Source organism: Pseudomonas sp. NPDC077186, from assembly GCF_044543505.1.
Classification (GTDB): Bacteria; Pseudomonadota; Gammaproteobacteria; order Pseudomonadales; family Pseudomonadaceae; genus Aquipseudomonas.
Genome location: NZ_JBITWE010000006.1, coordinates 123,718 through 149,842, shown reverse-complemented (window position 1 = coordinate 149,842; position 26,125 = coordinate 123,718). Strand labels below are relative to the sequence as shown.

23 protein-coding genes are annotated in these 26,125 nt (G+C 68.0%); 12 read left to right on the top strand and 11 right to left on the bottom strand.

What is annotated here, in order from left to right; genetic code table 11:
• Window positions 1-67: 67 nt before the first annotated feature.
• The 3 genes from atuC to ACIGKL_RS21290 are packed head-to-tail and all read right to left on the bottom strand — an operon-like array spanning window position 68 to window position 4,418.
• Window positions 68-1,684, bottom strand: coding sequence for a geranyl-CoA carboxylase subunit beta (gene atuC, locus ACIGKL_RS21300; RefSeq protein ID WP_397488423.1), 1,617 nt, complete (start codon window positions 1,682-1,684; stop codon window positions 68-70).
• 4 nt (window positions 1,685-1,688) lie between these two features.
• Window positions 1,689-2,558: an SDR family oxidoreductase gene (locus tag ACIGKL_RS21295; RefSeq protein ID WP_397488421.1), complete on the bottom strand. Its 870-nt coding sequence runs from the start codon at window positions 2,556-2,558 to the stop codon at window positions 1,689-1,691.
• Between the two features lie 42 nt (window positions 2,559-2,600).
• A complete protein-coding gene (locus ACIGKL_RS21290; protein ID WP_397488420.1) occupies window positions 2,601-4,418 on the bottom strand; it encodes an acyclic terpene utilization AtuA family protein in 1,818 nt (605 codons plus the stop codon).
• A 240-nt stretch (window positions 4,419-4,658) separates the two neighbouring features.
• Between ACIGKL_RS21290 and ACIGKL_RS21285 the strand changes: the two genes are divergently transcribed.
• The 3 genes from ACIGKL_RS21285 (at window position 4,659) to ACIGKL_RS21275 (ending at window position 7,059) form a co-directional block, all read left to right on the top strand.
• Window positions 4,659-5,282: a TetR/AcrR family transcriptional regulator gene (locus tag ACIGKL_RS21285; protein WP_397488418.1), complete on the top strand. Its 624-nt coding sequence runs from the start codon at window positions 4,659-4,661 to the stop codon at window positions 5,280-5,282.
• Window positions 5,283-5,382: 100 nt separating this feature from the next.
• The gene (locus ACIGKL_RS21280) at window positions 5,383-6,165 is read left to right on the top strand and encodes a substrate-binding periplasmic protein (RefSeq protein WP_397488416.1); all 783 of its coding nucleotides are present in this window, start codon (window positions 5,383-5,385) and stop codon (window positions 6,163-6,165) included.
• 102 nt (window positions 6,166-6,267) lie between these two features.
• A complete protein-coding gene (locus ACIGKL_RS21275; protein ID WP_397488542.1) occupies window positions 6,268-7,059 on the top strand; it encodes a substrate-binding periplasmic protein in 792 nt (263 codons plus the stop codon).
• Here the strand turns inward: ACIGKL_RS21275 and ACIGKL_RS21270 are convergent.
• From ACIGKL_RS21270 to ACIGKL_RS21250, 5 genes are read right to left on the bottom strand one after another with little or no spacing between them, the layout of a single operon-like run.
• Window positions 7,010-7,768 (bottom strand): lysostaphin resistance A-like protein, encoded by a 759-nt coding sequence (locus tag ACIGKL_RS21270; RefSeq protein WP_397488415.1) that lies wholly within the window; start codon window positions 7,766-7,768, stop codon window positions 7,010-7,012. The genes ACIGKL_RS21275 and ACIGKL_RS21270 overlap by 50 nt on opposite strands.
• Window positions 7,769-7,796: 28 nt before the next feature.
• Window positions 7,797-9,179, bottom strand: a complete 1,383-nt coding sequence (locus tag ACIGKL_RS21265) for a hypothetical protein (RefSeq protein ID WP_397488414.1) — start codon at window positions 9,177-9,179, stop codon at window positions 7,797-7,799.
• Window positions 9,163-9,330 carry a DUF2897 family protein gene (locus ACIGKL_RS21260; RefSeq protein ID WP_397488413.1) on the bottom strand — a complete coding sequence of 56 codons (168 nt, stop codon included), beginning with the start codon at window positions 9,328-9,330 and terminating at the stop codon, window positions 9,163-9,165. Before ACIGKL_RS21260 ends, ACIGKL_RS21265 begins: the two co-directional genes overlap by 17 nt.
• 55 nt (window positions 9,331-9,385) lie before the next feature.
• Complete coding sequence (gene eutC, locus ACIGKL_RS21255; RefSeq protein ID WP_397488412.1) at window positions 9,386-10,147, bottom strand: ethanolamine ammonia-lyase subunit EutC; 762 nt, start codon at window positions 10,145-10,147, stop codon at window positions 9,386-9,388.
• Window positions 10,147-11,541: an ethanolamine ammonia-lyase subunit EutB gene (locus tag ACIGKL_RS21250; RefSeq protein WP_397488411.1), complete on the bottom strand. Its 1,395-nt coding sequence runs from the start codon at window positions 11,539-11,541 to the stop codon at window positions 10,147-10,149. Before ACIGKL_RS21250 ends, eutC begins: the two co-directional genes overlap by 1 nt.
• Before the next feature lie 233 nt (window positions 11,542-11,774).
• Between ACIGKL_RS21250 and ACIGKL_RS21245 the strand changes: the two genes are divergently transcribed.
• The 5 genes from ACIGKL_RS21245 to ACIGKL_RS21225 all read left to right on the top strand — a co-directional run bounded on the left by ACIGKL_RS21245 (window position 11,775) and on the right by ACIGKL_RS21225 (window position 16,786).
• On the top strand, window positions 11,775-13,076 hold the full coding sequence (locus ACIGKL_RS21245) for a sensor histidine kinase (protein WP_397488410.1): 1,302 nt from the start codon (window positions 11,775-11,777) through the stop codon (window positions 13,074-13,076).
• Between the two features lies 1 nt (window position 13,077).
• Window positions 13,078-13,992 carry a response regulator gene (locus tag ACIGKL_RS21240; RefSeq protein WP_397488409.1) on the top strand — a complete coding sequence of 305 codons (915 nt, stop codon included), beginning with the start codon at window positions 13,078-13,080 and terminating at the stop codon, window positions 13,990-13,992.
• A gap of 159 nt (window positions 13,993-14,151) precedes the next feature.
• Window positions 14,152-14,853 (top strand): orotidine-5'-phosphate decarboxylase, encoded by a 702-nt coding sequence (pyrF, locus tag ACIGKL_RS21235; protein WP_397488407.1) that lies wholly within the window; start codon window positions 14,152-14,154, stop codon window positions 14,851-14,853.
• Between the two features lie 151 nt (window positions 14,854-15,004).
• Window positions 15,005-15,766, top strand: a complete 762-nt coding sequence (locus ACIGKL_RS21230) for an SDR family oxidoreductase (protein ID WP_397488406.1) — start codon at window positions 15,005-15,007, stop codon at window positions 15,764-15,766.
• 117 nt (window positions 15,767-15,883) lie between these two features.
• Window positions 15,884-16,786 (top strand): bile acid:sodium symporter family protein, encoded by a 903-nt coding sequence (locus tag ACIGKL_RS21225; protein WP_397488405.1) that lies wholly within the window; start codon window positions 15,884-15,886, stop codon window positions 16,784-16,786.
• A gap of 79 nt (window positions 16,787-16,865) precedes the next feature.
• Here ACIGKL_RS21225 and ACIGKL_RS21220 read toward each other — a convergent pair whose 3' ends face one another.
• Complete coding sequence (locus tag ACIGKL_RS21220) at window positions 16,866-18,056, bottom strand: benzoate/H(+) symporter BenE family transporter (RefSeq protein ID WP_397488404.1); 1,191 nt, start codon at window positions 18,054-18,056, stop codon at window positions 16,866-16,868.
• On the bottom strand, window positions 18,056-18,667 hold the full coding sequence (locus ACIGKL_RS21215) for a LysE family translocator (protein ID WP_397488403.1): 612 nt from the start codon (window positions 18,665-18,667) through the stop codon (window positions 18,056-18,058). Before ACIGKL_RS21215 ends, ACIGKL_RS21220 begins: the two co-directional genes overlap by 1 nt.
• A 145-nt stretch (window positions 18,668-18,812) precedes the next feature.
• Here ACIGKL_RS21215 and ACIGKL_RS21210 point away from each other — a divergent pair, with 145 nt between their 5' ends.
• Complete coding sequence (locus ACIGKL_RS21210) at window positions 18,813-19,463, top strand: hypothetical protein (protein WP_397488402.1); 651 nt, start codon at window positions 18,813-18,815, stop codon at window positions 19,461-19,463.
• A 5-nt stretch (window positions 19,464-19,468) separates the two neighbouring features.
• Here ACIGKL_RS21210 and ACIGKL_RS21205 read toward each other — a convergent pair whose 3' ends face one another.
• Window positions 19,469-20,608, bottom strand: a complete 1,140-nt coding sequence (locus tag ACIGKL_RS21205) for an alkane 1-monooxygenase (protein WP_397488401.1) — start codon at window positions 20,606-20,608, stop codon at window positions 19,469-19,471.
• Window positions 20,609-20,841: 233 nt separating this feature from the next.
• Between ACIGKL_RS21205 and ACIGKL_RS21200 the strand changes: the two genes are divergently transcribed.
• The 3 genes from ACIGKL_RS21200 to zipA all read left to right on the top strand — a co-directional run bounded on the left by ACIGKL_RS21200 (window position 20,842) and on the right by zipA (window position 26,028).
• Entirely contained in the window at window positions 20,842-21,501 is a 660-nt protein-coding gene (locus tag ACIGKL_RS21200; protein ID WP_397488400.1) for a GntR family transcriptional regulator, read from the top strand.
• A 6-nt stretch (window positions 21,502-21,507) separates the two neighbouring features.
• A complete protein-coding gene (gene smc, locus ACIGKL_RS21195) occupies window positions 21,508-24,996 on the top strand; it encodes a chromosome segregation protein SMC (protein ID WP_397488398.1) in 3,489 nt (1,162 codons plus the stop codon).
• Window positions 24,997-25,200: 204 nt separating this feature from the next.
• A complete protein-coding gene (zipA, locus tag ACIGKL_RS21190) occupies window positions 25,201-26,028 on the top strand; it encodes a cell division protein ZipA (RefSeq protein WP_397488397.1) in 828 nt (275 codons plus the stop codon).
• The last annotated feature ends 97 nt before the right edge of the window (window positions 26,029-26,125 follow it).

The window sequence follows — 26,125 nt, the reverse complement described above, 5'->3', positions numbered from 1 at the left end:
TCAGTTACGGCGGTGGGATGAGCACCGCTCGTTAGGTTTCGTCGCAAGCTCCTCAACCCAACCTACGTCAGAATCGCGCCACGCCGAAGCTGCTTTGCTTCAACGGACGCAGGTTGGCTTCGGCACAGATGTCCAGCAAAAAACCCAGCAGCTTGCGCGTGTCGCGCGGGTCGATCAGGCCGTCGTCCCACAGGCTGGCGGTGCCGTAGAGGGCGGTGGACTGTCTGTCGAGCTTTTGCGCGGTAACGGTTTCCAGCATGTCGAGCATTTTCGGATCGGCTTCCTTGCCCTCCTTGGCGTGCTTGTCCTCGGTGACGATGCGCAGCACTTTGCCGGCCTGGGCGCCGCCCATCACGGCGGTCTTGCTGTTGGGCCAGGCGAAGATAAAGCGTGGGTCGAGGCCGCGGCCGCACATGGCGTAGTTGCCGGCCCCATACGAGCCGCCGACCACTATGGTGAGCTTGGGCACGGTGGCGTTGGCCACGGCCTGGATCATCTTCGAGCCGTGCTTGATCACGCCGCTGCGCTCGGACTCGGTGCCGACCATAAAACCGGTGGTGTTGTGGAAGAACAGGATCGGCGTGTTGCTCTGTTCGCACAGCTGGATGAACTGCGCCGCCTTGGCCGCACCCTGCGGGGTGATCGGGCCGTTGTTGCCAATGAAGCCGCAGGCCTGGCCTTCGATCTGCAGGTGGCCGCAGACGGTCTGGCTGTCGAACTCGTTCTTGAAGTCGAGAAACGCCGAGCCGTCGGCGATACGCGCCACGATTTCCCTGACGTCGTAGGGCTTCTTGGCATCGGCCGGCACCAGGCCGAGCAGTTCCTCGGCCGGGTACAGCGGCTCGCGCCAGGCTTTCGCCGGGCGCGCCGGCAACTGCTGGTTCCACGGCAGCATGCCGACTATCTCGCGCGCCAGGCGTACGCCGTCGGCGTCGTTCTCGGCCAGGTACTCGGCGGTGCCGGCGACCTGGGCGTGCATCTCGGCACCGCCGAGCTCTTCGTCGGTGGCGATCTCGCCGGTGGCGGCCTTGAGCAGGGGCGGGCCGGCGAGGAACATCTTGGCCTTGCCGCGCACCACCACCACGTAGTCCGACAGGCCGGGCTGGTAGGCCCCACCGGCGGTGCTGGAGCCGTGCACCACGGTGATCTGCGGCAGGCCCATGGCGGACATGCGCGCCTGGTTGGCGAAGCCGCGCGCGCCCTCGACGAAGATGTCGGCGGCGTAGTTGAGGTTGGCGCCGCCGCTCTCGGCCAGGGTCACCACCGGCAGCTTGTTCTCGAAGGCGATCTGCTGCAGGCGCAGGGATTTCTTCAGGCCGGTGGGGGAAATGGTGCCGCCCTTGATCGCGCTGTTGTTGGCGATCACCAGGCAACGCACACCGGCGATGTAGCCGATGCCGGCGATCAGGCCGCCGCCGGCCTGGCTGCCGTCCTTGTCGTCGTGCAGCTTGTAGCCGGCCAGCGAGGCCAGCTCGAGGAAGGGCGCGCCGGCATCGAGCAGCAGGTTGAGGCGTTCACGCGGCAGCAACTGGCCGCGCTTGTCGAACTTGGCCTTGGCTTCCTGCGCCTTGTCCAGCACCTTCTGCTCGACGTCGCGGAAGGCCGCAACGGCCGCCAGCATGGCCGCGCGGTTCTGCGCGAAGGCGTCGCCATGCACGTCGATTTCCGATTGGATCACGGGCATCGCCTTACTCCTGATCTTTCAGTACATCGGGCAGGTAGGCCCGGTGGAAACCGTTATAGGGCTCGCTGTTTCTCGCCTTGCCCAGCGTCCAGGCACGGGTGCCCTGGCTGGCCGCGCCATCGATGCGGATGCAGTTGCCGCTGATAAAGTTGGCTCCCGGCGTCAGTAGAAAGACGATGGCCGCGGCCACCTCGGACTCGCTGCCGATGCGCTGCAGCGGCACGTGATCCTTGAGGTTGCGGATCATGTTCTTCATCGACTCGGGGTAGGTGTCCATGCCGCTGGAGGCGATCCAGCCCGGCGCCACGGCGTTGACCCGCACGCCGGCGTGGCCCCACTCGTAGGCGGCGGTCTTGGTGAAGTTCTCCATTCCCGCCCGCGCCGCCCCCGAATGGCCCATGCCGGGCATGCCGCCCCACATGTCGGCGAGCATGTTGACGATGGCGCCGCCGTGCTTGCTCATGCTTTGCAGGAAGACTTCCTTGGCCACCAGAAAGCCGCCCACCAGGTTGGTGCGCACCACGGTCTCGAAGCCTTTCTGGTTGATGCCGATCAACGGCGCGGGGAACTGGCCGCCGGCGTTGTTGACTAGCTGGTGGATGCGTCCGCGCTGCGCGAGCACCGCGCCGACCATGGCCTTCACCGCGTCTTCGTCGCGGATGTCGCAGACCTGGAAGCTGGCGCTGCCGCCGTCTTCGATGATCTCGGCGCAGGTTTTCTCCAGTTTTTCCTGCTTGCGCCCGACCAGCACCACGTGGGCGCCGAGATGGGCCAGCTCGTGGGCCACGCAGCGACCGATACCGCTGCCACCGCCGGTAACCAGGATGGTCTGGCCTGCGAACAGGCCAGGTTTGAATACGGAGTCATATGGCATTTTTATTGTTGTCCTGACTGATGCCGGTGCGCGCAGCGCACCCTACGAGGTGTAGGGTGCGCCGTGCGCACCATTCAAGGTTTGCGCCAGCGCCTTGGGCACCGGCACCGGGAATTCCAGCAATTGCTGGGCAAAGGCCTTGCCCTGCGGGTCGATGCGCAGGCTGGCGACGCCGCCACCGCCCAGGGCGTTTTCCAGCAGGAAGTTGAGGCTGTGGCTGCCCGGCAGGTACCAGCGGCTGACGCGGCCCTGTTCGGCGTCCAGGGTATGCGCCATCCACTTGGCCACGGCTTCGGGGGTCAGCGCAGCGGCGATCCACGCCAGGTATTCGGGCCTTCTCGCCATCACGCCGATATTGCTGTGGTTGCCCTTGTCGCCGGAGCGGGCCACGGCCAGGCGGATCAGCGGCACGGCCGCGTCGGCTTCGCCCGTCGGTACGGGCAAGGCGGCCGGTGCGTGCAGTTGCTCGGGGTCGAAGGCATCGACCTGGGGCAGGGCGACCGGCTGGCGCTCGCCGCCCATCTCGACGCTCAGGGCGCAGGCGCTCTTGTCCACCAGGAAGCTGAACAGGCGGATCACCGGATAGACGGTGGGGCGGCCGCCGACTATGCCGGTCAGACCCGGCGCCATGCCGGTGGCGGCCTGGGCGATCTCGCGGGAGAACAGCACCAGCGCCTCCTTCTTGGCATGACGCACGGCGATCTTCACCACCAGCTCGCGGCTGTCCTGGCGCCGAGCGTGGGCACCATAGGTGGCCTCGCTACCCAGTAGCTCGACGCTGACCTCCTGGTAACGGCCCCAGCCACGTTCGGCGAACATCTCTTCGGTCTTGTTGATGATCGCCTGGCTGACCCGCTCGGCCTTGGCCACCGCATCGATGCCAGCCAGCAGGAAGCTGGCGGTGCAGCGGTAACCGTCCGGGTGGGTGGCGCTGACCTTGTACTGGTCGGTGGGCGGCAGGCCGCGTGCGCCCTGGAGCTGCACGCGGTTGTCACCGACCTGGCTCAGCTCGACCTGGGTGAAGTCGCAGATCACATCCGGCAGCAGATAGGCGCGCGGATCGCCGATCTCGTAGAGCAGCTGCTCGCCAACGGTAAAAGGCGTGACCAGGCCGCCGGAACCCTGCGGCTTGGTCACGACGAAACGGCCATCGGCCTCGACCTCGACGATGGGGAAACCGATATGTTCGTAGTCCGGCACATCGCGCCAGTCGGTGAAGTTGCCGCCGGTGCACTGCGCGCCGCACTCGATGATATGCCCGGCCAGCGCGGCCTGGGCCAGCTTGTCGTAGTCGCTCCAGGCCCAGCCGAATTCGTGCACCAGGGCGGCGCTGACCACCGCGCTGTCGACCACCCGGCCGGTGATGACGATGTCGGCGCCCTGTTCCAGCGCGGCGACTATGCCCGGCGCGCCCAGGTAGGCATTGACCGACACGCAGAAGGGCGGCAGCGGCGCGCCGCTGAACATCTCGCGGGTACCGGCCTTGACCAGTTCGCCGAGCTTGGGCTGCAGGTTGTCGCCGTGCAGCACGGCGATCTTCAACTGCACGCCGGCCTGTTCGCAGGCCGCGCTAAGGGCGGCGGCGCAGGCCATCGGGTTGACCCCGCCGGCGTTGCTGATCACGCGGATGTTCTTCTGCGCGATCTCGCCCAGCAGCGGCGCCAGCACCTCGACGAAGTCGCGGGCGTAGCCCTCGTCCGGCTTCTTCATGCGCGCGCCGGCCATGATCGACATGGTGATCTCGGCCAGGTAGTCGAACACCAGGTAATCCAGCTCGGCTCCCCGCACCAGTTGGGCGGCGGCGGTGCAGGTGTCGCCCCAGAAGGCGGAGGCGCAGCCGATGCGTAGGGTTTTGCTCATGGCGATGGTCCGTCGCTGGTTGGGAAGCTGAAACCAACACTACCAAGCAAGCGCTTGGTTGAAAAGCCGGAAAAGAGGGCTTTCCCGCCAAAAGTGCGGCCAAGCGCTTGCTTGGTCGGGCGCCGGGGCATAAATTTGTTGCATTGATTTCATCAAGTAAGACAAGCACTTGCCGGCGGCTTGCAGAATCCGTGAAAGAAACGGGCGGCCGCGGCGTAGCCAATACCAGGAGAAGTCAGCGTGGACGAACACAAGGCTCAGGCGGTGATGCAGGAGCTGGTCGAAGGCGGTCGCGTCACCGACCCGGACAGCGCCCGGGGCAAGCTGCTGCAGATGGCCGCCCACCTGTTTCGCAGCAAGGGCTTCGAACGCACCACGGTGCGCGACCTAGCCGGCGCGGTGGGCATCCAGTCGGGCAGCATCTTTCATCACTTCAAGAGCAAGGACGAGATCCTCAAGGCGGTGATGGAGGAAACCATCCTCTACAACACCGCCTTGATGCGCGCCGCGCTGGCCGAGGCGCAGGGCACCCGCGAGCGGCTGCTGGCGCTGATCCGCTGCGAGCTGCAGTCGATCATGGGCGGCACCGGCGAGGCCATGGCGGTGCTGGTGTACGAGTGGCGCTCGCTGTCGGACGAGGGCCAGGCGCAGGTGCTGGCGCTGCGCGACACCTACGAGCAGATCTGGCTGCAGGTGCTGGGCGAGGCCCGCGAAGCCGGTTACTTCCAGGGCGATCCCTTTATCCAGCGGCGTTTCCTCACCGGTGCGCTGAGCTGGACCACCACCTGGTTCCGCCCGCAGGGGCCGATGAGCCTCGATCAACTGGCCGAGGAAGCCTTGTCGCTGGTGTGCAAGGACGCTTGAGCAAATTGGTCTAGGCTCTAGTGCAACTGCCGCTGCGTCGGCTTCGAACACGGGACGTTCGTCTGATTTCCGCTCTGTGTTCCGTGACGAGAGGTCGAGTTTGCGCGCGTTAGTCGTTTGCCTGTTTGCCTGCCTGTTGTTGCACGCCTTCGCGGCCGATGCCGCGCAGGCCGTGCGCGTCGGCGGCTATCACTTCCCGCCCTATCTGTTCAAACCCGAGGCGCCGCAGCCGCGCGGCCTGGTGCCGGAGCTGCTGCAGGCGCTGAACCACCTGCAGGACGAGTACCGCTTCGTGCTGGTGGCGACCTCGGCCACGCGGCGTTACCGCGACCTGCAGAGCGGGCGCTACGACCTGATCCTGTTCGAGTCCAGCCAGTGGGGCTGGCAGGACACGCCCCATCTCGGCCTGCCGCTGGATATCGAGGATGCCGAGGTCTACGTCGCCGCCGCCGTGCCGGGACGCGGCCAGGAGTACTTCGCCGATTTCGCCGGCAAGCGCATGGCCCTGTACAGCGGCTATCACTATGGCTTCGCCGGCTACAACGCCGACCAGGGCTACCTCGGGCGCACCTTCAAAGCGGTGCTGACCTATTCCCACGACAGCAACCTGCGCCTGCTGCAACGGCAGCGTGCCGATGTCGCGGTGATCACCCGTTCCTATCTGCAGCTGTACCTGGAACGCTATCCGCAGGCGGCGGCCGGCTTGCTGGTGTCCGAGCGCCTCGATCAGGTCTACCGGCACGAGGTGCTGCTGCGCCCGGACGGTCCGCTGACGCCGCAACAGATGGCGCAGTTGCTGGCAAGATTACAGGCCGATGGCGAATTGACGAGGCTATTGCGTCGTTATCACCTGACCCTCGGCGATAAAACCGCGCCTGACTGAAAAACCATCTGGTCGCTCGTGGGACGACTGGAGTAGGCTGCCACTAACTAGAAGAAGGATTTTGGGGGAGTCGATATGCGGCGCTTGCGGCAGTGGATTGGCATGGGCTTGGCTGCGACCGGTCTGCTGCTCGCCGGCGCGCTGGCCGCCGCCGAAGTGGTGCACGTCGGCGGCGCGCATTTCCCGCCTTACGTGGTCAAGTCCAACCTGCAGGAGTCCAGCGGGCTGCTGCCGCAGTTGCTGGAGGCGCTCAACCGCGAGCAGAGCGACTACCACTTCGTCATGCTGCCGACCGCCATCGTCCGCCGCTTCAGCGACCTGCAGCGCGGGCGCATCGACATGGCCATCTTCGAGAATCCCGCTTGGGGCTGGCAGGGCATCGACTTCGAGGCGGTGGACATGGGCCTGGAAGACGCCGAGCTGTTCGTCGCCCGCGACGAGGAGCTGCGCGGCCAGGACTACTTCGACCAACTGCAGGGCAAGCGCCTGGCGCTGTACCGCGGTTATCACTACGGCTTCGCCGACTTCAACAGCGACCCGGAATTTCTCACCAGGACCTTCAACGCCAACCTCGGCCATTCCCACGACAGCAACCTGCTGATGGTGCTGCGCGGCCGCGCCGATATCGCCCTGGTGACCCGCTCCAACCTCTACGACTTCATCAAGCGCAACCGCGAGCACGCGCGGCAGTTGCTGATTTCCGAACGCATCGACCAGGTCTACCGCCACCATGCGCTGATCCGCCCCGGTGCGCCGCTGAGTGCCGCGCGCTTCGCCGAGTTGCTCGAGACCCTGCGCGTCAAGGGCGAGCTGGCGCGGATCTTCTCGCCCTACCGCATCGCCGTCATGCCAGCCGCAGCGGATAGCTCAACAGCAGGATATGCAGCAGATTGACCGCGCCGTGCAGGGCGATGGCCAGGCTCAGGCGTCCGCTGTAGTGCAAGGCCAGGCCGTAGCCGAGGCCGGCGATGCCCGCCAGCAGGGCGAACAGCGGGCTGAACGGCAGGTGCGCGGCGCCAAATAGCGCGGCCGTCAGCAGCAGCCCCGGCCAGACGCCCAGACGCCTAATCAGCGCGCGCTGCAGCAGGCCGCGAAACAGCAGTTCCTCGGCTAGCACCGCCACCCCCAGGTTCACCGCCAGCCACAGCAGCAGGCCGTCCGGCCATTTCGGCTGCCAGCCCACCAGCCCCAGCGCCAGGGCCAGCATCGGCACCGCCAGCAGGGTGGCGAGACAGGCCCAGCCGGCGCGCGACCGGGAGAGCGTCGGCGCGCGGCGCTGGCCCAGCCACCAGGCCAGCAAAGTGACGCCCAGCAGCAGCTTGTCCCAGGACAGGCGCAGGGCGTAGGGCGCGGCGTCCGCACTGATCCGCCGCGGCTGCCACAAGGGCCAGGGGCTGAAGCCCGGCAGCAGATGGGCGGCCAGGGCGATGCCGCAGGCCAGCACCGCGCTCAGCCACAACCAGCCGGGCAGCAGGCGCTCGCCGCCGAGGACGAGACAGACGAACAGTGCGCCGATGAGCAGGCCGAGCGGTTGAATGAAGCCGAGAGCCAGACCCGTGGCCAGAACGAACAAGGGCAACAGCAGACGCAGATGCAGGGGCATGGCACCTCCTTGTGGCGGGAGGCGCAGTCTATTCGGCCGCGGTTGTGGCGGTAAATCCGAAGTACTGCTGCAACAGGTCGGGATCGTCGAAGTGGGCGCGGCCGATAAAGGCCGTGGCGTGGCGCCCCCATTGGCGCATGGCACCCGCCGAGCGCACCCCGGACGGCCACAGCAGCCAGCGCTCCAGGCGCTCGCTGCCGGGCACCAGGCCCTGGCGGTCGTAGAGGCTGCGCCGGCCCTGCGGGTGCGGCAGGCTGCGCAGCGTGTCCAGTTCGGCGAAGGCGTAGGTCAGCGCCGGCCGTGCGGGGCGGCGACCGTCGACCCACAGCACGCGGTGATCGCCACCGCGCAGCCACAGGCTCGGCGTCGTGTCGCCGGCGATCTCCAGGCGCAGCGCCGTGCGCGCCTCGGCCTGCGGCGGCTGGCGCAAGCGCAGCGGCGAGTCCGCCGGCAGGAAGAAGGCATGCCAGCAGCCGCAGGGGTGGATGCTGTCGTAGAGCAGGGCACCGCCACGCGCGTCGAGGGTGACGCGCCAGAGCAGGCCGTCCAGTTCGCCGGCGTAGAGATCCAGGGCATGCGCCGCGGGGCGCCGGGCGAACCAGAACTGGTAGATCAGCTGCAGGTGCCAGCGGCCGTTGAGTCGGCTCCAGCCGAGCTGGCGATAGAGCCGCGGCTCGATGTCGGCGAAACGGCGTCGGCCGTCGCCGGCGAATCCTGGGCTGCCGATGCGGTCGGCGCGGCTGCGCTGCTCGATCAGCAGCTGCGGCGCATGGCGGGCGAGCAGTGCCTGGCGCTGCGCGGCATCGGGCTGCGGCAGGCCGAGGGCATCGTGCGCCAGCGCTGCGACTGGCGGCGCGGTTGTGGCCGGCGGCTGGTAGCTCAGCCACTGGGGGCCGTCGGCGGGGGCGCGCGCGGCGGCGCTTTCGGCCTGCCAGGCGGCGATGGCGCGACGGTAGACGGGCGCCGCCAGCGGATAGAGGCCGAGCCATCTGGCCCAGGGACGATAGTCGTCCTCGACGCGGGCGGCCCGGCGCAGGCGCTCGAAGGCGGCGGCGTCGGTCAGCAGGCGGGCCTGCTGGCGCTGGCGACAGGTCTCCAGTGCCGCGCTTGGTGCGCGGCCCAGCGTCGCCTGTTCCACGGCCTGGGCGTCGCGGTCGTTGCCGGCCAGCTGCGCCAGCCACAGGCGGCGCTGTGCGGCGCTGTGCGCCTGCTCGCCCAATGCGGCGGCGAGGCGGTCGCTGCGCAGGCCGGGAAAACCGGCAACCGGGCGGTAGCGGCTGTCGCGCGCGGTGGCGCTGGCGCCCTGCCAGGCGGCGAAGGCCTGGGAGCAGCCGTCGTCGGTCGTCGGCGGCGCCTGCCCGGCGCAGCCGGCGAGCAGGGCCAGCAGCGCCAGGCTAGCGCTCGCGCGCATCCTTGGCATCCTGCTCGGCGCTGCGCTCGCGGATGCGTTTGAGTTGCTCCTCGCTCAGCGGCAGCTTCTTCGCCGTGTCGCGCAACAGCAGCAGGCTGCCGAGGATGGAGCCCAAGGCCAGGGCCAGGATAAGCCAGGCGTACCAGGGCATGGTGAGTTCCTCTGAAGTGGCGGGAACTCCACCTTAACCTGCCGCCGGCGCCTTGTCAGGCGGGCGGCAGCGCCTGCAGCGTGCTGTCGTCCTTCAGTTGCACGCCGCTCAGGTGCAGGCGCAGGGCCTGGCGCGTCAGGTAGTCGAGCTTGTGCGCCGCCAGCGCGTAGGGCAGACCTTCGGGGCGCACGTTGGAGATGCAGTTGCGCGCACTGTCCGGGCAGCCGATGCGCGGCGCGTGGGTCAGGTACAGGCCGAGGCTGTCCGGCGAGCTCAGCCCCGGGCGTTCGCCGATCATGACAATCACCAGGCGCGCGCGCAGCGCCTCGCCGATGCCGTCGCCGATGGCCACGCGGCCCTGTTCGGCGAGCACCATCGGGGTGTTGGCCCAGTCGGTCTGGAACCTCTCACGAAAGGCCTGCAGCAGCGGCAGGGCGTGGCGCTGCACGGCGATGGCCGACAGGCCGTCGGCCAGGACGATGGCCAGCTCCGGCGCCGGTAGCTCGTGCTGCAGCTGCACGCGGCAGTCGTCGTGCAGGTGGCGGCCGTGATCCGGGCGCAGCAGGTAGCTCTGGCGGTCCTCGGCGTTGCTGCGCACCTTCAGCGTACGAAACCCGGCGCCGTGCAGCTGCTGCTTGAGCGCGGCGAAGTCCAGCGGGCGGTGCACGGCGTCGCGCGCCTGGGCGTGGGCCAGGCCGAATCTGAGCACCTCGGCGGTGGGCAGGCTGCAGCCGACGCGGCCGAGGGCGATACGCGCCGAGGTGTGGGCGCGCAGCTCGTCCCAGGGATTGTGCTGGATCAGATCGGACTCGTTCATCAGGCGGCTCCGGAAAGCTGCGGCAGTTGCCGGAGCAGGTGATGGCCGCGGCCGATCTCGCGCAGGCGGCCGCCGGGTTCGGCGATGGCCATGCGCGCCAGCCAGGCGTCGAACTCGGGGGCGCGTTTCAGGCCCAGCACCTGGCGCAGATAGAGGGCGTCGTGGAACGAGGTGCTCTGGTAGTTGAGCATGATGTCGTCGGCGCCGGGGATGCCCATGACGAAGTTGACCCCGGCCGCGCCGAGCAGGGTCAGCAGGTTGTCCATATCGTCCTGGTCGGCCTCGGCATGGTTGGTGTAGCACACGTCGCAGCCCATCGGCAGGCCCAGCAGCTTGGCGCAGAAGTGATCCTCCAGGCCGGCGCGGACGATCTGCTTGCCATCGTAGAGGTATTCCGGGCCGATGAAGCCGACCACGCTGTTGACCAGCAGCGGGCGGAATTCGCGGGCCACCGCATAGGCGCGGGCCTCGCAGGTCTGCTGGTCGACGCCATGGTGAGCGCCGGCCGACAGCGCGCTGCCCTGGCCGGTCTCGAAGTACATGCAGTGGTCGCCGAGCGTGCCGCGCCCCAGCGACAACGCCGCCTCGTGCGCCTCGCGCAGAATCGCCAGGGACACGCCGAAGCCGGCGTTGGCCGCCTCGCTGCCGGCGATGGACTGGAACACCAGGTCCACCGGCGCGCCGGCCTTGATGGCCTGGATCTGCGTGGTGACGTGGGTCAGCACGCAGCTCTGCATGGGGATGTCGAAGTGCTGGCGCACCTCGTCGAGCATCTGCCACAGGCGCATCAGGGTCGGCAGCGAATCGCTCGCCGGGTTGATGCCCACGCAGGCGTCGCCGGCGCCGTAGAGCAGTCCGTCGAGCAGGCTGGCGGCGATGCCGCGCATGTCGTCGGTGGGGTGGTTGGGTTGCAGGCGCACGGCCAGATGACCGGGCAGGCCCAGGGTGTTGCGAAAACGGCTGACCACCTGGCATTTGCTGGCCACCAGGATCAGGTCCTGATTGCGCATCAGCTTGCTCACCGCGGCGACCATCTCCGGCGTCAGCCCCGGCGCCACGGCGGCCAGGCGCGCGCTATCGGTGCGCTCCAGCAGCAGCCAATCGCGCAACTCGCCGACGCTCAGGTGGCCGATCGGGGCGAAGGCGGCCGCGTCGTGGCGGTCGAGGATCAGCCGGGTGACCTCGTCCTGCTCATAAGGAATCAGCGCCTCGTTCAGAAAAGCGCTCAGCGGCACCTCGGCCAGGGCCAGCTTGGCCGCCATGCGCTCCTCGTAGGTGGCGGCGGCGAGGCCGGCCAGGTAATCGCCGGAGCGCGCCGGGCTGGCCTTGGCCAGCAGGGTCTTGAGGTCGGCGAAGCGGTAGACCAGGTGGCCGACGGTGGTCTGGTAGGGCATGGCTGCAACCCGTGCGGAGAACGACGGGGTTGCCGTGCAGTGCCCATGCCAGGCGCGACGGGGCCAGGTTTGCCGCGGCCTGCAGCCAGGGCGGCGGTCGCCGGGCCGATGCATGTCGGTGCGCTGGGGCGGGCACTGCACCGGGCCAGGGCGCGCAGCTGTGAGGCCTGTCACATGATGGCAACTTGACGCTGTTTGAATGGCGGCTTTCCGAGCACAGGGGGAGTCCGTTCATGAGTGCCAGCGCTCTGCAATCGCTACTGCGGCCGGTGGCGCCGCTCGCCGCGGCGATGAGCATCAGCGAGGTCGCCGACCGCCTGCTGACCGCCGAGCACCGCGCCTTCCTCTCCCTGCCGGTGGTCGACGCCGATGGCCGGCCGCTGGGCCTGGTCAGCCGTTCCAAGCTGCAGGACATCTTCATGCAGCGTTTCGGTCGCGACCTGCGCGGGCGCCATCCGGTGGGCGAGGTGATGAACCCCGCGCCGCTGATCGTCAGCCTCGCCACCAGTCTGGAGGAGGCGGCCAAGCAGGTCACCGGGCAGCTGCAGTACCCCATCACCGAGGATTTCATCCTGGTCGACGACCAGGGCCGGTACAGCGGCCTGGGCACCGTGCTCGACCTGCTCAAGGCCATGGAGGCGCGCGTGGCCCAGCGCAACCGGGTGCTGCGCCAGGCCCTGGTCGACCTCAAGGAGTCCCAGGCGCAGCTGCTGCAGTCGGAGAAGATGGCCTCGCTGGGGCAGATGGTGGCGGGCGTCGCCCACGAGCTGAACACGCCGCTGGGCTACGTGAAGAACAACGTGCAGCTGCTGGGCGAACTGAGCGCGCCGCTGTTCGAGCTGGCCGCGGCGCAGGCCCGGCTGGGCCAGTGCCTGAACGATCCGGCCTGCGCCGAAGCGGACCTCGCCGATGCCCTGGCCGCCGCCGAGCAGGCGCGCCAGGCGGCGGCGCCGGAGCTGCTGGCGGACGACCTGAATCAGCTGCTGAACGACACCCGCTACGGCCTGGAACAGATCGCCGAGCTGGTGCTGGGGCTCAAGGACTTCGCCCGCCTGGACCGCGCGCTGAGCGAGGAGGTCGACCTCAACGACTGCATCCGCAGCGCGCTGCTGATCGCCCGCCACCAGATCAAGGACAAGGCCGAGGTGGTCCAGCGGCTCGGCGAGCTGCCGCGCATCGCCTGCGCGCCGTCGCAGATCAACCAGGTGCTGCTCAACCTGCTGACCAATGCCGCCCAGGCCATCGAGGGCCGCGGGCGCATCCAGATCGGCAGCTGGGCCGACGCCCGTGGCCTGCACATCTCGCTGCAGGACAACGGCCGCGGCATGCCGCCGGCGGTGCTGGCGAAGATCTTCGATCCCTTCTTCACCACCAAACCGGTCGGCCAGGGCACCGGCCTGGGCCTGTCGATCAGCTACAAGATCGTCCAGGACCACGGCGGGCAAATCCGCGTCGCCTCCGAACCCGGGCGCGGCACGCGCTTTCTCATCAGCCTGCCGCTGCCGCCCGCCGTCGCCATGCCAAGGAGCGCCTGACATGACCGCCCCCATCCGCATCCTCTTCGTCGACGACGAGGAGCGCATCCTGCGCAGCCTGGCGCTGCAGTTCCGCCGCCAGTACCAGGTGCTCACCGAGAGCGATCCGCGGCGCGCCCTCGAGCGCCTGCGCGAGGAGTCGGTGCAGATCCTGGTCAGCGACCAGCGCATGCCGCAGATGAGCGGCGCAGAACTCTTGGCCCAGGCCCGCGAGGTCGCCCCGGATTGCCTGCGCATCCTGCTTACCGGCTACTCCGACCTGGACGCCGCGGTGGAGGCGCTCAACAGCGGCGGCATCTTCCGCTATCTGACCAAGCCCTGGGACCCGCAGGAGATGGCCTTCACCCTGCGCCAGGCCGCCGAGATCGCCGCGCGCCAGGCGCAGGCGCCCAGCGTGCCGGCGATCAGCGCCCAGGCCGCGCCGCTGACCCTGTTGCTGCTCGACGACGAGGCCGAGACCCTGGCGGCGGTCGGCGAGTTCTGCGTGGCCGGCGGCCACCGCCTGCTGCGCGCGCGCAACCTGGCCGAGGCCATGCTGCAGCTGAACAACGAGGCGGTGGACATCCTGGTCAGCGACCTCAAGCTGGCCGGCGAGGACTGTGCGCCGCTGCTCAAGGGCCTGGCCCAGGCCCATCCGCGCCTGCTCAGCCTGGTGATCACGCCGTTTCGCGACACCCAGGCACTGCTCAAGCTGATCAACGAGGCGCAGATTTTCCGCTACCTGCCCAAGCCGATCCGCCGCGGCCTGTTCGACAAGGGCCTCAAGGCCGCCGCCGAGCAGGCGCTGATCTGGCGCGCGCAGCCGGCGCAACTGGTCACCCGCCTGGCCGAGGCGCCGCGCGACGAGCGCGAGCGGGAGAAGGTCGGCAGCCTGCTGGGCATGCTCGGCCGCCTGCGCGAGCGGCTTAGCGCCTGAGGGCGGTTGGCGCGGCTCATGTGGGAGGGGCTTTAGCCGCGACCGTGCCGGTGCAGGATCTCTCGCCGCTAGAGCCCCGCCTGCGGTTGCCCGGCTCATCCCAGCGTCGTGCGTCTTTGCGTTACAATGCGCGGCGTTTTTGACTTGCCGAGACCCGCCATGCCTGCCTGCCAGACCCCGATCATCGTCGCCCTCGACTTCCCCAGCCGTGACGCCGCCCTGGCCCTGGCCGAGCGCCTCGACCCCGCGCTGTGCCGGGTCAAGGTAGGCAAGGAGCTGTTCACCCGCTGCGGCCCGCAGGTGGTCGAGGCGCTGCAGGCCAAGGGCTTCGAGCTGTTCCTCGACCTGAAATTCCACGACATCCCCAATACCACGGCGATGGCGGTCAGGGCCGCGGCCGAGCTGGGCGTGTGGATGGTCAATGTGCACTGCGCAGGCGGCCTGCGCATGATGGCCGCCTGCCGCGAGGAGCTGGACAAGCTGTCCGGCAACAAGCCGCTGCTGATCGGTGTGACCGTGCTGACCAGCATGGAGCAGCAGGACCTGGCCGGCATCGGCCTGGACGTGCCGCCGCAGGAGCAGGTGCTGCGCCTGGCCGGCCTGGCCGCCGCAGCCGGCCTCGACGGCCTGGTCTGCTCGGCGCAGGAGGCCCGCGCGCTGAAGGTCGCGCAACCGCGCCTGCAGCTGGTTACCCCGGGTATCCGCCCGGCCGGCAGCGCCGCCGACGACCAGAAACGCATTCTCACCCCGCGCCAGGCGCTGGACGCCGGCGCCGACTACCTGGTGATCGGCCGGCCGATCAGCCAGGCCGCCGATCCGGCGCAGGCGCTGGTTGCGGTGGTGGCCGAGCTCGGCGCCTGATTTGGGCGCTGCATCCATCCGACTGATAAAGGCCCGCGGGCCTTTATCAGTTCCCTGCATGGTCCTGCACTCCAAAGCCTGATAGTGCTGCTCGCCGCCCGGCGCGCTAGCTAGACTCGTCGCGACTTTCAATCGCTGCGAGGAAGCAGATATGAGCATGACCTTCTCCGGCCAGGTCGCCCTGGTCACCGGCGGCGCCGCCGGCATCGGCCGCGCCACCGCCCTGGCATTCGCCGCCGAGGGCCTCAAGGTGGTGGTTTCCGACGTCGACGCCGCGGGCGGCGAGGGCACCGTCGAGCTGATCCGCGCGGCTGGCGGCGAGGCGCGTTTCGTGCGCTGCGACGTGACCCGTGACGCCGAGGTCAAGGCGCTGATGGAGGCGGTGATCGCCGCCCATGGCCGCCTCGACTACGCCTTCAACAACGCCGGTATCGAGATCGAGCAGGGCAAGCTGGCCGAGGGCAACGAGGCCGAGTTCGACGCCATCATGGGCGTCAACGTCAAGGGCGTGTGGCTGTGCATGAAGCACCAGATTCCGCTGCTGCTGGCCCAGGGCGGCGGCGCCATCGTCAACACCGCCTCGGTGGCCGGCCTCGGCGCGGCGCCGAAGATGAGCATCTACGCCGCCTCCAAGCATGCGGTGATCGGCCTGACCAAGTCGGCGGCGGTGGAGTACGCGAAGAAGAAAATCCGCGTCAATGCCGTGTGCCCGGCGGTGATCGACACCGACATGTTCCGCCGCGCCTACCAGGCCGACCCGAAGAAGGGCGAATTCGCCGCCGCCATGCACCCAGTCGGGCGCATCGGCAAGGTGGAGGAGATCGCCACCGCGGTGCTCTATCTGTGCTGCGACAACGCGGCCTTCACCACCGGCCATGCGTTGGCGGTGGATGGCGGCGCTACCGCGATCTGAGCCTCTAGCTCGGCGTTTTGGCGACGCCCCTGGGCTATCGTTGGCTCGCAGGGCCACTGCTTTGAGTGGCCCTGACTGCGCAAAATCCTGCCAGGTTCAACCGGAGCGATAACCCTAATGACCGCCGATCCCCTGCTGACGCTGTTTCTCCCCGCCGCCCTGGGCATCATCATGCTCGGGCTCGGCCTGTCGCTGAGCCTGGCGGACTTCGCCCGGGTGGCGAAATTCCCCAAACCCGTGCTGATCGGCCTGGCTTGCCAGCTGCTGCTGTTGCCGCTGGCCTGCTTCTTCCTGGCCAAGGCCTTCGGCCTGGCGCCGGCGCTGGCGGTCGGGCTGATGCTGCTGGCGGCCTCGCCGGGCGGCACCACGGCCAATCTCTACAGCCACCTGGCGCATGGCGACGTGGCGCTGAACATCAGCCTGACCGCGGTCAACTCGGTGGTGGCGATCCTCACCATGCCGCTGATCGTCAACCTGTCGCTGGCCTATTTCATGACCGCCGAGCAGGCCATCCCGCTGCAGTTCGCCAAGGTGGTGCAGGTGTTCGCCATCGTCCTCGGTCCGGTGGCCATCGGCATGTGGCTGCGCAGCCGCTTCCCCGGTTTCGCCGAGCGCATGCAGAAGCCGGTGAAGATCGTCTCGGCGCTGTTCCTGCTGCTGATCGTCCTGCTGGCGGTGGCCAAGGACTGGCGCACCTTCGTCGACTACGCCCCGGCGGTGGGCGGCGCGGCGCTGGCCTTCAACCTGCTGAGCATGGCGGTGGGCTACTGCGTGCCGCGCCTGCTCAAGCTCAACCTGCGCCAGGCGATCGCCATCGCCATGGAGATCGGCATCCACAACGGCACCCTGGCCATCGCCCTGGCGCTCAGCCCGGCGCTGCTGAACAACCCGACCATGGCCATTCCGGCGGCCATCTACAGCCTGATCATGTTTATCACCGCGGCGCTGTTCGGCTTGTGGGTCAACCGTGTGCACGGCGCCGAGCTGACAGGGCCGGCGGCGCTGGGGGAGCGGGCGTAGCAGCGATAAGCGCTGGCCACCGTGGGAGGCGCTTTAGCGGCGAGGGTCGCGGCTCAAGCCCCTCCCACAAGGCGCAACCTCAACGCTTGCCGGCGTTGAGAATCGCCAGGGTCAGCAGGCCGGCGACTATGCCCCAGAACGCCGAGCCGACGCCGAGCAAGCTCATGCCCGAGGCGGTGACCAGGAAGGTGATCAGCGCCGCCTCGCGCTCGTTGGGCTCGCTCATGGCCTGGGTCAGGCCGCCGATGATCGAGGCGAACAGCGCCAGCGCGGCGATGGACAGGATCAGCGCCGCCGGCAGCGCGGCGAACAGCGCCGCCAGGGTGGCGCCGAAGATCCCGGCGATGCCGTAGAACACCCCGCACCAGACCGCCGCGGTGTAGCGCTTGCGCGGGTCTTCGTGGGCTTCCGGGCCGGCGCAGATCGCCGCGCTGATCGCCGCCATATGGATGCCGTGGCTGCCGAACGGCGCCATCAGGATCGAGATCAGGCCGGTACTGGTGATCAATGGCGAGGCCGGCACCTGGTAGCCGTTGGCGCGCAGCACGGCCATGCCCGGCAGGTTCTGCGAGGCCATGGCGACGATGAACAGCGGAATGCCGATGCTGATCGCCGCGGCCAGGGAGAAGCTCGGCGTGGTCCACTCGGGCGTGGCCAACTGCAGACGGAAATCGCTGAAATCCAGCAGGCCGAACACGCCCGCCAGCAGGCTGCCGACCAGCAGCGCGGCGAGCACCGCGTAGCGCGGCCACAGGCGCTTGCCGAGCAGATAGGCGAGCAGCATGGCGACCACCAGCACGGGCTGCTGCTCGGCGGCCACGCAGATCTCCAGGCCGATCTTGAACAGCACGCCGGCCAGCAGGGCGGCGGCGATGGAGGCGGGGATACGCCGCATCAGGCGGTCGAAGCTGCCGGTCAGGCCGATCAGCACGATCAAGCCCGAGGCGAGGATATAGGCGCCGATGGCCTCGCCGTAGGACACCTGCGGCAGGCTGGTGATCAGCAGCGCCGCGCCGGGGGTGGACCAGGCGATCATCACCGGCGCGCGGTAGCGCAGCGACAGGCCGATGGAGCCGACGGCCATGCCGATCGACAGCGCCCAGATCCACGAGGAAATCTGCCCGCTGGAAAGGCCGGCGGCCTGGCCGGCCTGGAACATCAGCACCAGGGAGCTGGTGTAGCCGGTGAGCATGGCGATAAAGCCGGCGACTACGGCCGAGGTGGAGGTATCGGCCAGCGGGCGCAGGCGGGCGGGGGCGGCGTCTTGCATCAGAACAGTCCGGTGTCGACGAGGATGGGATAGAGCGAGGCGACCAAGAGTAGCGCCATGCCGATATTGAAGGCGCGCAGCGCGCGCGGATCGTCCAGCCAGCTGCGCAGCAGGCTGCCGGCCACCGTCCACAGGCCGACGCTGGGGCAGTTGACCAGGGCGAACAGTGCGGCGATCAGCAGCACGTTGCTGACGAAACCGTCCTGCGGCGTGTAGGTGGTGATGGCGCCGATGGCCATGATCCAGGCCTTGGGGTTGACCCACTGGAAGGCCGCCGCCTGGAGAAAGGTGAAGGGCTTGGCCGCCGGCCGGGCGCTGCCCTGCGGCGCGCCGGCCTGGGCGATTTTCCAGGCCAGGTAGAGCAGGTAGGCGGCGCCGACGTAGCGCAGCACCTGGTGCAGCACCGGCACGCGCTCGAACAGCTGGCCGAGGCCCAGCCCCACCGACGCCACCAGCAGCATGAAGCCCAGGCTGATGCCGAGCATGTGCGGGATGCTGCGGCGCACGCCGAAATTCACCCCGGAGGCGAGCAGCATCATGTTGTTGGGCCCAGGCGTGACCGAGGTGACGAAGGCGAAGGCGACGAAGGCGAGCAGGAGTTCGGCGGTCATGGGGATTCTCCGGTGACAGGCCATCAGCCTATGGCGCCGCCGGGTCGGCGTCGCGGTACAGCCACCTGCGGGTTGAACCGTACAGTCTGGTCAAGCGCCGCGCGCCTGGTTAGCCTCGGGGTTTTCCCGGATCAGGACAGGCCCGATGCAACCGGACAACCCCTATAGCGCGCCGCAGGCGGAGCTGCTCGACGCGACACGCGCCCCCCGCCTGCAGGGCTGGAGCGCGCGCCAGCTGCAGGTGCTCGGCTGGCTGGCGCTGGTCTCGGTGCTGGCCAATGCGCTGATGCTGGGCTTGCTGGTGGCCAGCGGCCTGCTGGAGGAGGGCGAGGCGCAGCTGCTGCTGGCCTACACCGACTGGCTGAACCTGGCGCTGGTGCTGCTCGGCTGCTACCTGCTGCTGCGCTTCAAGGCCTTCGCCGAGGCGCGTTTCGCCGCCAGGGGGCTGGGCGTGCCGATCTGGGCGCTGGTGGCGGTGACCCTGCTGCTGGAGGCGCTCGATGGCCTGTTCGGCGAGCGGCTGTTCGCCGCCCTGGATTGGCCGACCGCGAGCTATATCGGCGTGCTCTGCCTGATGGGCGCCTGCACCGCCTGGCTCGGCGTGCGCCTGCTCAAGATCGACTACCCCTATCCGGCGCTGCGGGTAATGGCCTGGCTCGACCTGGTCGGCGGCCTGATGCTGGTCAGCGTGCTGCTGATGCTGGTGGCGGTGCTGCCGCTGCTCGGCGCCGGCGTGGCGTTGATGCTGGTGTTCTTCAAGGGCGCCGCCGAGCTGCAGCAGTCGGCGGCGCACTAGCAGGCTCAGGGCTGGGCCAGTTGCGAGCGGCTCAGCTGGTGCTCCTCGCCGGCGTAGTAGGCGCGCACCCTGGGGTCCATCACCGCGCGCCACAACGGTGGAATCAGCGCCAGGACGATCATCCCGGCATAGCCGTTGGGCAACTGCGGGCTGTCGTCGAAGTGGCGCAGCACCTGATAGCGACGCTTGGCGTAGGCGTGGTGGTCGGAATGGCGCTGCAGGTGGAAGAGGAACAGGTTGGTCAGCAGGAAGTTGCTGTTCCACGAGTGATGCGGGTTGGTGCGCTCGTAGCGGCCGTTGTCCAGTTTGCGCCGGTGCAGGCCGTAGTGCTCGACGTAGTTGACTATCTCCAGCAGGGTGAAGGCCATGACCGCCTGGCCGAGGAAGAACAGCGCGCCGAGCCAGCCCAGGGTCAGGGCGAAGCCGAGCAGCAACAGGGCGCTGATGGCGTACCACCAGATCAGCTCGTTGCGCCAGTGCAGTGCCGGCAGGCCGCGACGTTTGAGGCGCTCGGCCTCCAGCTTCCAGGCGTTGAGGAAGTTGTGCTTGTAGGCGTGCGGCAGGAAGGCGTACAGGCTCTGGCCGAAGCGCGAGGAGGAGGCGTCTTCCGGCGTCGACACGTGCACATGATGGCCGCGTACGTGCTCCACCTTGAAGCCGGCGTAGCACACCGCGGCCAGCAGCAGGCCGCCGGCGCGCTGTTCCAGCTGCGGATCCTTGTGGATCAGTTCGTGCGCCACGGTGATGCCGATGGCGCCCATCACCGTGCCCACCGACAGCACCCAGCCGAGCCGGCCGAGCCAGCTCCAGGCCTGATAGTCGACGAACACCCAGCCGCTCCAGACCAGCATGGCCAGCAGCAGCGGCACGGTGGCCAAACTCAGCAGGCGGTAGTAGCCCTGGGCTTCCAGGGCCGGGACCTCGCTGCTTTCCTCCGGGTTGGCCGGGTCGCGGCCGACCACGAAATCCAGCAGCGGGATCACCCCGAACACCACCGTGATCACCAGCCAGGCCCAGGCGTCGGCGTGGGCGCTGCCTAAGGACCAGTAGTAGCTGAGCGGAATGCCGAGCACCGGCACCAGCCAGATCCAGTAGCCGACCTTCTTCAGGGCGATCATCCAGGGGGAGGGCAGGCGTTCGAACATGGGCGGCTCCGGCTTGTTATTGTGCTGGGATATTGATGTCGGATTGTAGGACAATCTGTTTTCGAGACCAGCCGTCCGGGGCCCACCTTTAGATCAGAAAGCCGCCCGCCGGGGCGCTTGGCCCGGTAACACCCTGTGTTACACTCGCCGCTCGATTTTTCGCCGCCGCCCAGCAATGGCGGGGCTCTCAGACTCGACCGCCTGCCCCTGGATCGACGCAAATAAGGAATGTCATGACGTTCAAGGCCCCGGACAGCCTCGCCGAGCAAATTGCCCATTACCTGGCCGAACGCATCGTTCGCGGCGAGCTCAAGGAGCGCGAACGCATCCAGGAGCAGAAGGTCACCCAGGCGCTCAACGTCAGTCGCGGATCGGTGCGCGAGGCGCTGCTGATTCTCGAACGTCGCCACCTGATCGTGATCCTGCCGCGCCGCGGCGCCCAGGTCACCGAACTGACCCCGCACAAGGTGCAGAGCCTCTACGGCCTGGTGATCGAGCTGTATATCCTGCTGGCCCGCGCGGTGATCGAGCGCTGGCAGGCGGAAAGCGACCTGGCGCCGTTTCTCGATATCCAGCAGCGCCTGCAGGACAGCCTGCAGCGCGGCGATATCGGCGCCTTCGTCGAGAACAGCTTCGACGTGATGCGCGCCGCCTTTCCCTTCGCCGACAACCCCTATCTGCAGGAAACCCTGGAGAACCTGCTGCCGGCCATCAGCCGCACCTATCACCTGGCGCTGGAGCGGCGCAAAGGCGAGATGGGCCAGTTCATGAACACCTTCGCCAGCCTGCTGCAGGCGATCATCGCCCGCGATCAGGGCCGCGCCCGCGAGGTGCTGCTGGCCTATGGCGAGCACAACTGCCAGCTGGTGCTGGCGACCCTGGCCGAGCGCTAAGCCCCGATGCGCCTGAAGAGCATCAAGCTGGCCGGCTTCAAGTCCTTCGTCGATCCGACCACGGTGAGCTTTCCCAGCAACATGGCGGCGGTGGTCGGGCCCAACGGCTGCGGCAAGTCCAACATCATCGACGCCGTACGCTGGGTGATGGGCGAGAGTTCGGCGAAGAACCTCCGTGGCGAGTCGATGACCGACGTCATCTTCAATGGCTCCAACACGCGCAAGCCGGTGACCCAGGCCTCCATCGAGCTGATCTTCGACAACAGCGACAATTCGCTGGTGGGCGAGTACGCCGCCTTCGCCGAGATCTCCATCCGCCGCCGGGTGACCCGCGACGGGCAGAACACCTATTTCCTCAACGGCACCAAGTGCCGCCGCCGCGATATCACCGATATCTTCCTCGGCACCGGCCTCGGGCCGCGCAGCTACTCGATCATCGAGCAGGGCATGATCAGCAAGCTGATCGAGGCCAAGCCCGAGGAGCTGCGCAACTTCATCGAGGAAGCCGCCGGCATCTCCAAGTACAAGGAGCGTCGCCGCGAGACCGAGAATCGCATCCGCCGCACCCAGGAAAACCTGGCGCGCCTGACCGACCTGCGCGAAGAGCTGGAACGCCAGCTCGAACGCCTGCACCGCCAGGCCCAGGCGGCGGAGAAATACCAGGAATACAAGGCCGAGGAGCGTCAGCTCAAGGCGCAACTGCTGGCCCTGCGCTGGCAAACCCTGAACCAGCAGGTCGGCAGCCGCGAGCAGGTGATCGGCGACCAGGAGGTGGCCTTCGAGGCGCTGGTGGCCGAGCAGCGCAGCGCCGATGCCGCTATCGAGCGCCTGCGCGACGGCCACCACGAATTGAGCGAGCGCTTCAACCTGGTGCAGGGCCGCTTCTACTCGGTGGGCGGCGATATCGCCCGCGTCGAGCAGAGCATCCAGCATGGCCAGCAGCGCCTGCGCCAGTTGCAGGACGATTTGCGCGAGGCGGAAAAGGCGCGCCTGGAAACCGAATCCCACCTCGGCCACGACCGCACCCTGCTGGCCACCCTCGGCGAAGAGCTGGAGATGCTCCTGCCCGAGCAGGAGCTGACCGCCGCCGCGGCCGAGGAATCCGCCGCCGGCCTGGAAGAGGCCGAGGCCGCCATGCACGGCTGGCAGGAGCAGTGGGACGGCTTCAACCAGCGCAGCGCCGAGCCGCGCCGCCAGGCCGAGGTGCAGCAGTCGCGCATCGCCCAGCTGGAGCAGAGCCTGGAGCGCCTGGCCGAACGCCAGCGCCGACTTAACGAAGAGCTGCAGCAACTGGCGGCCGACCCCGAAGACGCCGCGATCCTGGAACTGAACGAACAGCTGGCGGCTGGCGAATTGGAGCAGGAGTCGCTGCAGGCAGCCGAAGAGCAGCAGGCCGAGCGCCTGCAGCAACTGCGCGAGGAGCTGCAGCAGGCCGGTCAGGCCCAGCAGCAGGCGCAGGGCGAACTGCAACGCCTGAACGGTCGCCTGGCTTCGCTGGAGGCGCTGCAACAGGCCGCGCTCGATCCGGGGCAGGGCGCCGGCGACTGGCTGCGCGAGCAGAATCTGCAGCAGTGTCCGCGCCTGGCCGAAGGCCTGCGGGTGGAAGCCGGCTGGGAGCTGGCGGTGGAAACCGTGCTCGGCGCCGACCTGCAGGCGGTGCTGCTGGATGATTTCGCCGGGCTGGATTTCACTGCGCTGGAGCAAGGCGAGTTGCGCCTGGCCAGCCCAGCTTCGGGCGGCGCGCGCCGTGCCGGCAGCCTGCTGGACAAGATCGAATCCAGTCACGACCTTTCGCCCTGGCTGGCCAATGTTCTCCCGGTCGAGTCCCTGGAGCAGGCCCTCGCAGGCCGCTCGCAGTTGGCCGAGGGCGAAAGCCTGATCAGCCGCGACGGCTACTGGGTTGGCCGGCACTTCTTGCGCGTGCGTCGCGCCGCCGAGGCGGACAGCGGCGTGCTGGCGCGCGGCCAGGAGCTGGAACGCCTGATACTTGCGTGCGAGGAGCGTGAAGCGGCGCTGGCGCAACTGGATGAACGCCTGCTGGCGCTGCGCGACGAGCAACGTCTTCAGGAAGAACAGCGTGAGCAGCAACGCCGTCAGGGCCAGGAACTGGCGCGCCAGCTGAGCGAGCTAAAGGCAAAGCTGTCCGCCAGCCAGGCCAAGGCCGAGCAACTGGGCCTGCGTCGCCGCCGTCTGCAGGACGAACTGCAGGAAGCGGCCGAGCAGCGCGAGATCGAGCAGGAGCAACTGGGCGAATCGCGCCTGCAGTTGCAGGATGCGCTGGATGCCATGGCCCTGGATAACGAGCAGCGCGAAAGCCTGCTGGCCAGCCGCGACAGTCTGCGCGAGCGCCTCGACCGTGTGCGTCAGGACGCGCGTCAGCACAAGGACCATGCCCATCAGCTGGCGGTGCGGGTCGGCTCGCTCAGGGCGCAGCACGACTCCACCCGTCAGGCCCTGGAGCGCCTGCAACTGCAGGCCGAACGCCTGCACGAGCGGCGCGAGCAGCTGTCGCTGAATCTGGAAGAAGGCGAGGCGCCGCTGGAAGAGCTGCGCATCAAGCTCGAGGAACTGCTCGAGCGGCGCATGGCGGTGGACGATGAACTGCGCCAGGCGCGCCTGGCCCTGGAAGACGCCGACCGCGAACTGCGCGACGCCGAGAAGCGCCGCAGCCAGGCCGAGCAGCAGGCGCAACTGCTGCGTGGCCAACTGGAGCAGCAGCGCATGGACTGGCAGTCGCTCAACGTGCGGCGCAAGGCCCTGGCCGATCAGCTCGCCGAGGACCACTACGATCTGCACGGGGTGATCGCCACCCTGCCGGTCGAGGCCAGCGAGAGCGCCTGGGAAGAAGAGCTGGAGCGTATGGCCGCGCGCATCGCCCGGCTCGGGCCGATCAACCTGGCGGCCATCGACGAGTATCAGCAGCAGTCCGAGCGCAAGCGCTACCTGGATGCGCAGGACGCCGACCTGGTCGAGGCGCTGGAAACCCTGGAGAACGTCATCCGCAAGATCGACAAGGAAACACGCAATCGTTTCAAGGACACCTTCGATCAGATCAATGGCGGTCTGCAGGCGCTCTTTCCAAAAGTTTTCGGCGGCGGCAACGCTTATTTGGAACTCACCGGCGAAGATCTACTCGATACCGGTGTGACCATCATGGCGCGGCCCCCGGGCAAGAAGAACAGCACCATTCATTTGCTCTCCGGCGGAGAGAAGGCGTTGACCGCCTTGGCACTGGTGTTTTCCATCTTCCAGCTCAATCCGGCGCCGTTCTGCATGCTGGACGAAGTGGATGCGCCGCTGGACGATGCCAACGTCGGGCGCTACGCGCGCCTGGTCAAGGAGATGTCGGCGACGGTGCAGTTCATCTATATCACCCATAACAAGATCGCCATGGAAATGGCCGATCAGCTGATGGGGGTCACCATGCACGAGCCGGGCTGCTCGCGCCTGGTGGCGGTGGACGTGGAGGAGGCGCTGGCCATGGTGGAGGCATGATGCTCTCGGGCTGGCTGAACACAGGCAAAACTCCATGTGGGTGCCGGTGTAAAGTTGCCTTTCGTCGTGCTAGCTTATTGCCCACTTTTGTTACACGCGGAAAACGTCAGATAGAACATGGAGTTGGCGCCGCGTTTATAGTCGAGTTGTGATCCGGTTGATTGGATCTTTTTTTCACCAGAATTTTTAAGGGTCAGGTATTTCATGGAATTCGGTCTGCGCGAGTGGCTGATCGTTATTGGCATCATCGTTATCGCTGGCATTCTTTTCGACGGCTGGCGCCGTATGCGCGGTGGCAAGGGCAAGCTCAAGTTCAAGCTGGACCGTAGCTTCGCCAACATGCCGGACGACGACAGTGATCCAGATCTGCTCAGTACACCGCGTGTGGTGCAGCGCGACCACGAACCGCAGCTGGATGAAGACGATCTGCCGTCGATGAGCGCCAAGGACCTGCCGCGCCGCTCGCGTAACGAGCCGCAGCAGGGCGACCTCAACCTGGCGGTCGACGAGCCGGTGCCGACCCTGCTCAACCCGGTCGACGACGAAGTCGCGCCCAAGGACGCGAAGAAAGCCGCCAAGCCGGCCGCCGAGGCCGCGCCGGTGGAGGAAGTGCTGGTGATCAACGTGGTCGCCCGCGACGACATCGGTTTCAAGGGCCCGGCGCTGCTGCAGAACATCCTCGAAAGCGGTCTGCGTTTCGGCGAGATGGACATCTTCCACCGCCACGAGAGCATGGCCGGCAACGGCGAGGTGCTGTTCTCCATGGCCAATGCGCTCAAGCCCGGCACCTTCGACCTGGATGACATCGAAGGCTTCAGCACCCGCGCAGTGAGCTTCTTCCTCAGCCTGCCCGGCCCGCGTCACCCGAAACAGGCCTTCGACGTGATGGTCGCCGCGGCGCGCAAGCTGGCCCACGAGCTGGGCGGCGAGCTGAAGGACGACCAGCGCAGCGTGATGACCGCGCAGACCATCGAGCACTATCGCCAGCGCATCGTCGAGTTCGAGCGCCGGCAGCTGACCCAGAAACGCTAAACAGCAGCGGCAAGCTGCAAGCCTCAAGCTGCAAGCCGAGCGCTTGGCTTGGGGCTTTTTCATTCTTGCCGCTTGAAGCTTGTAGCTTGAGGCTTTA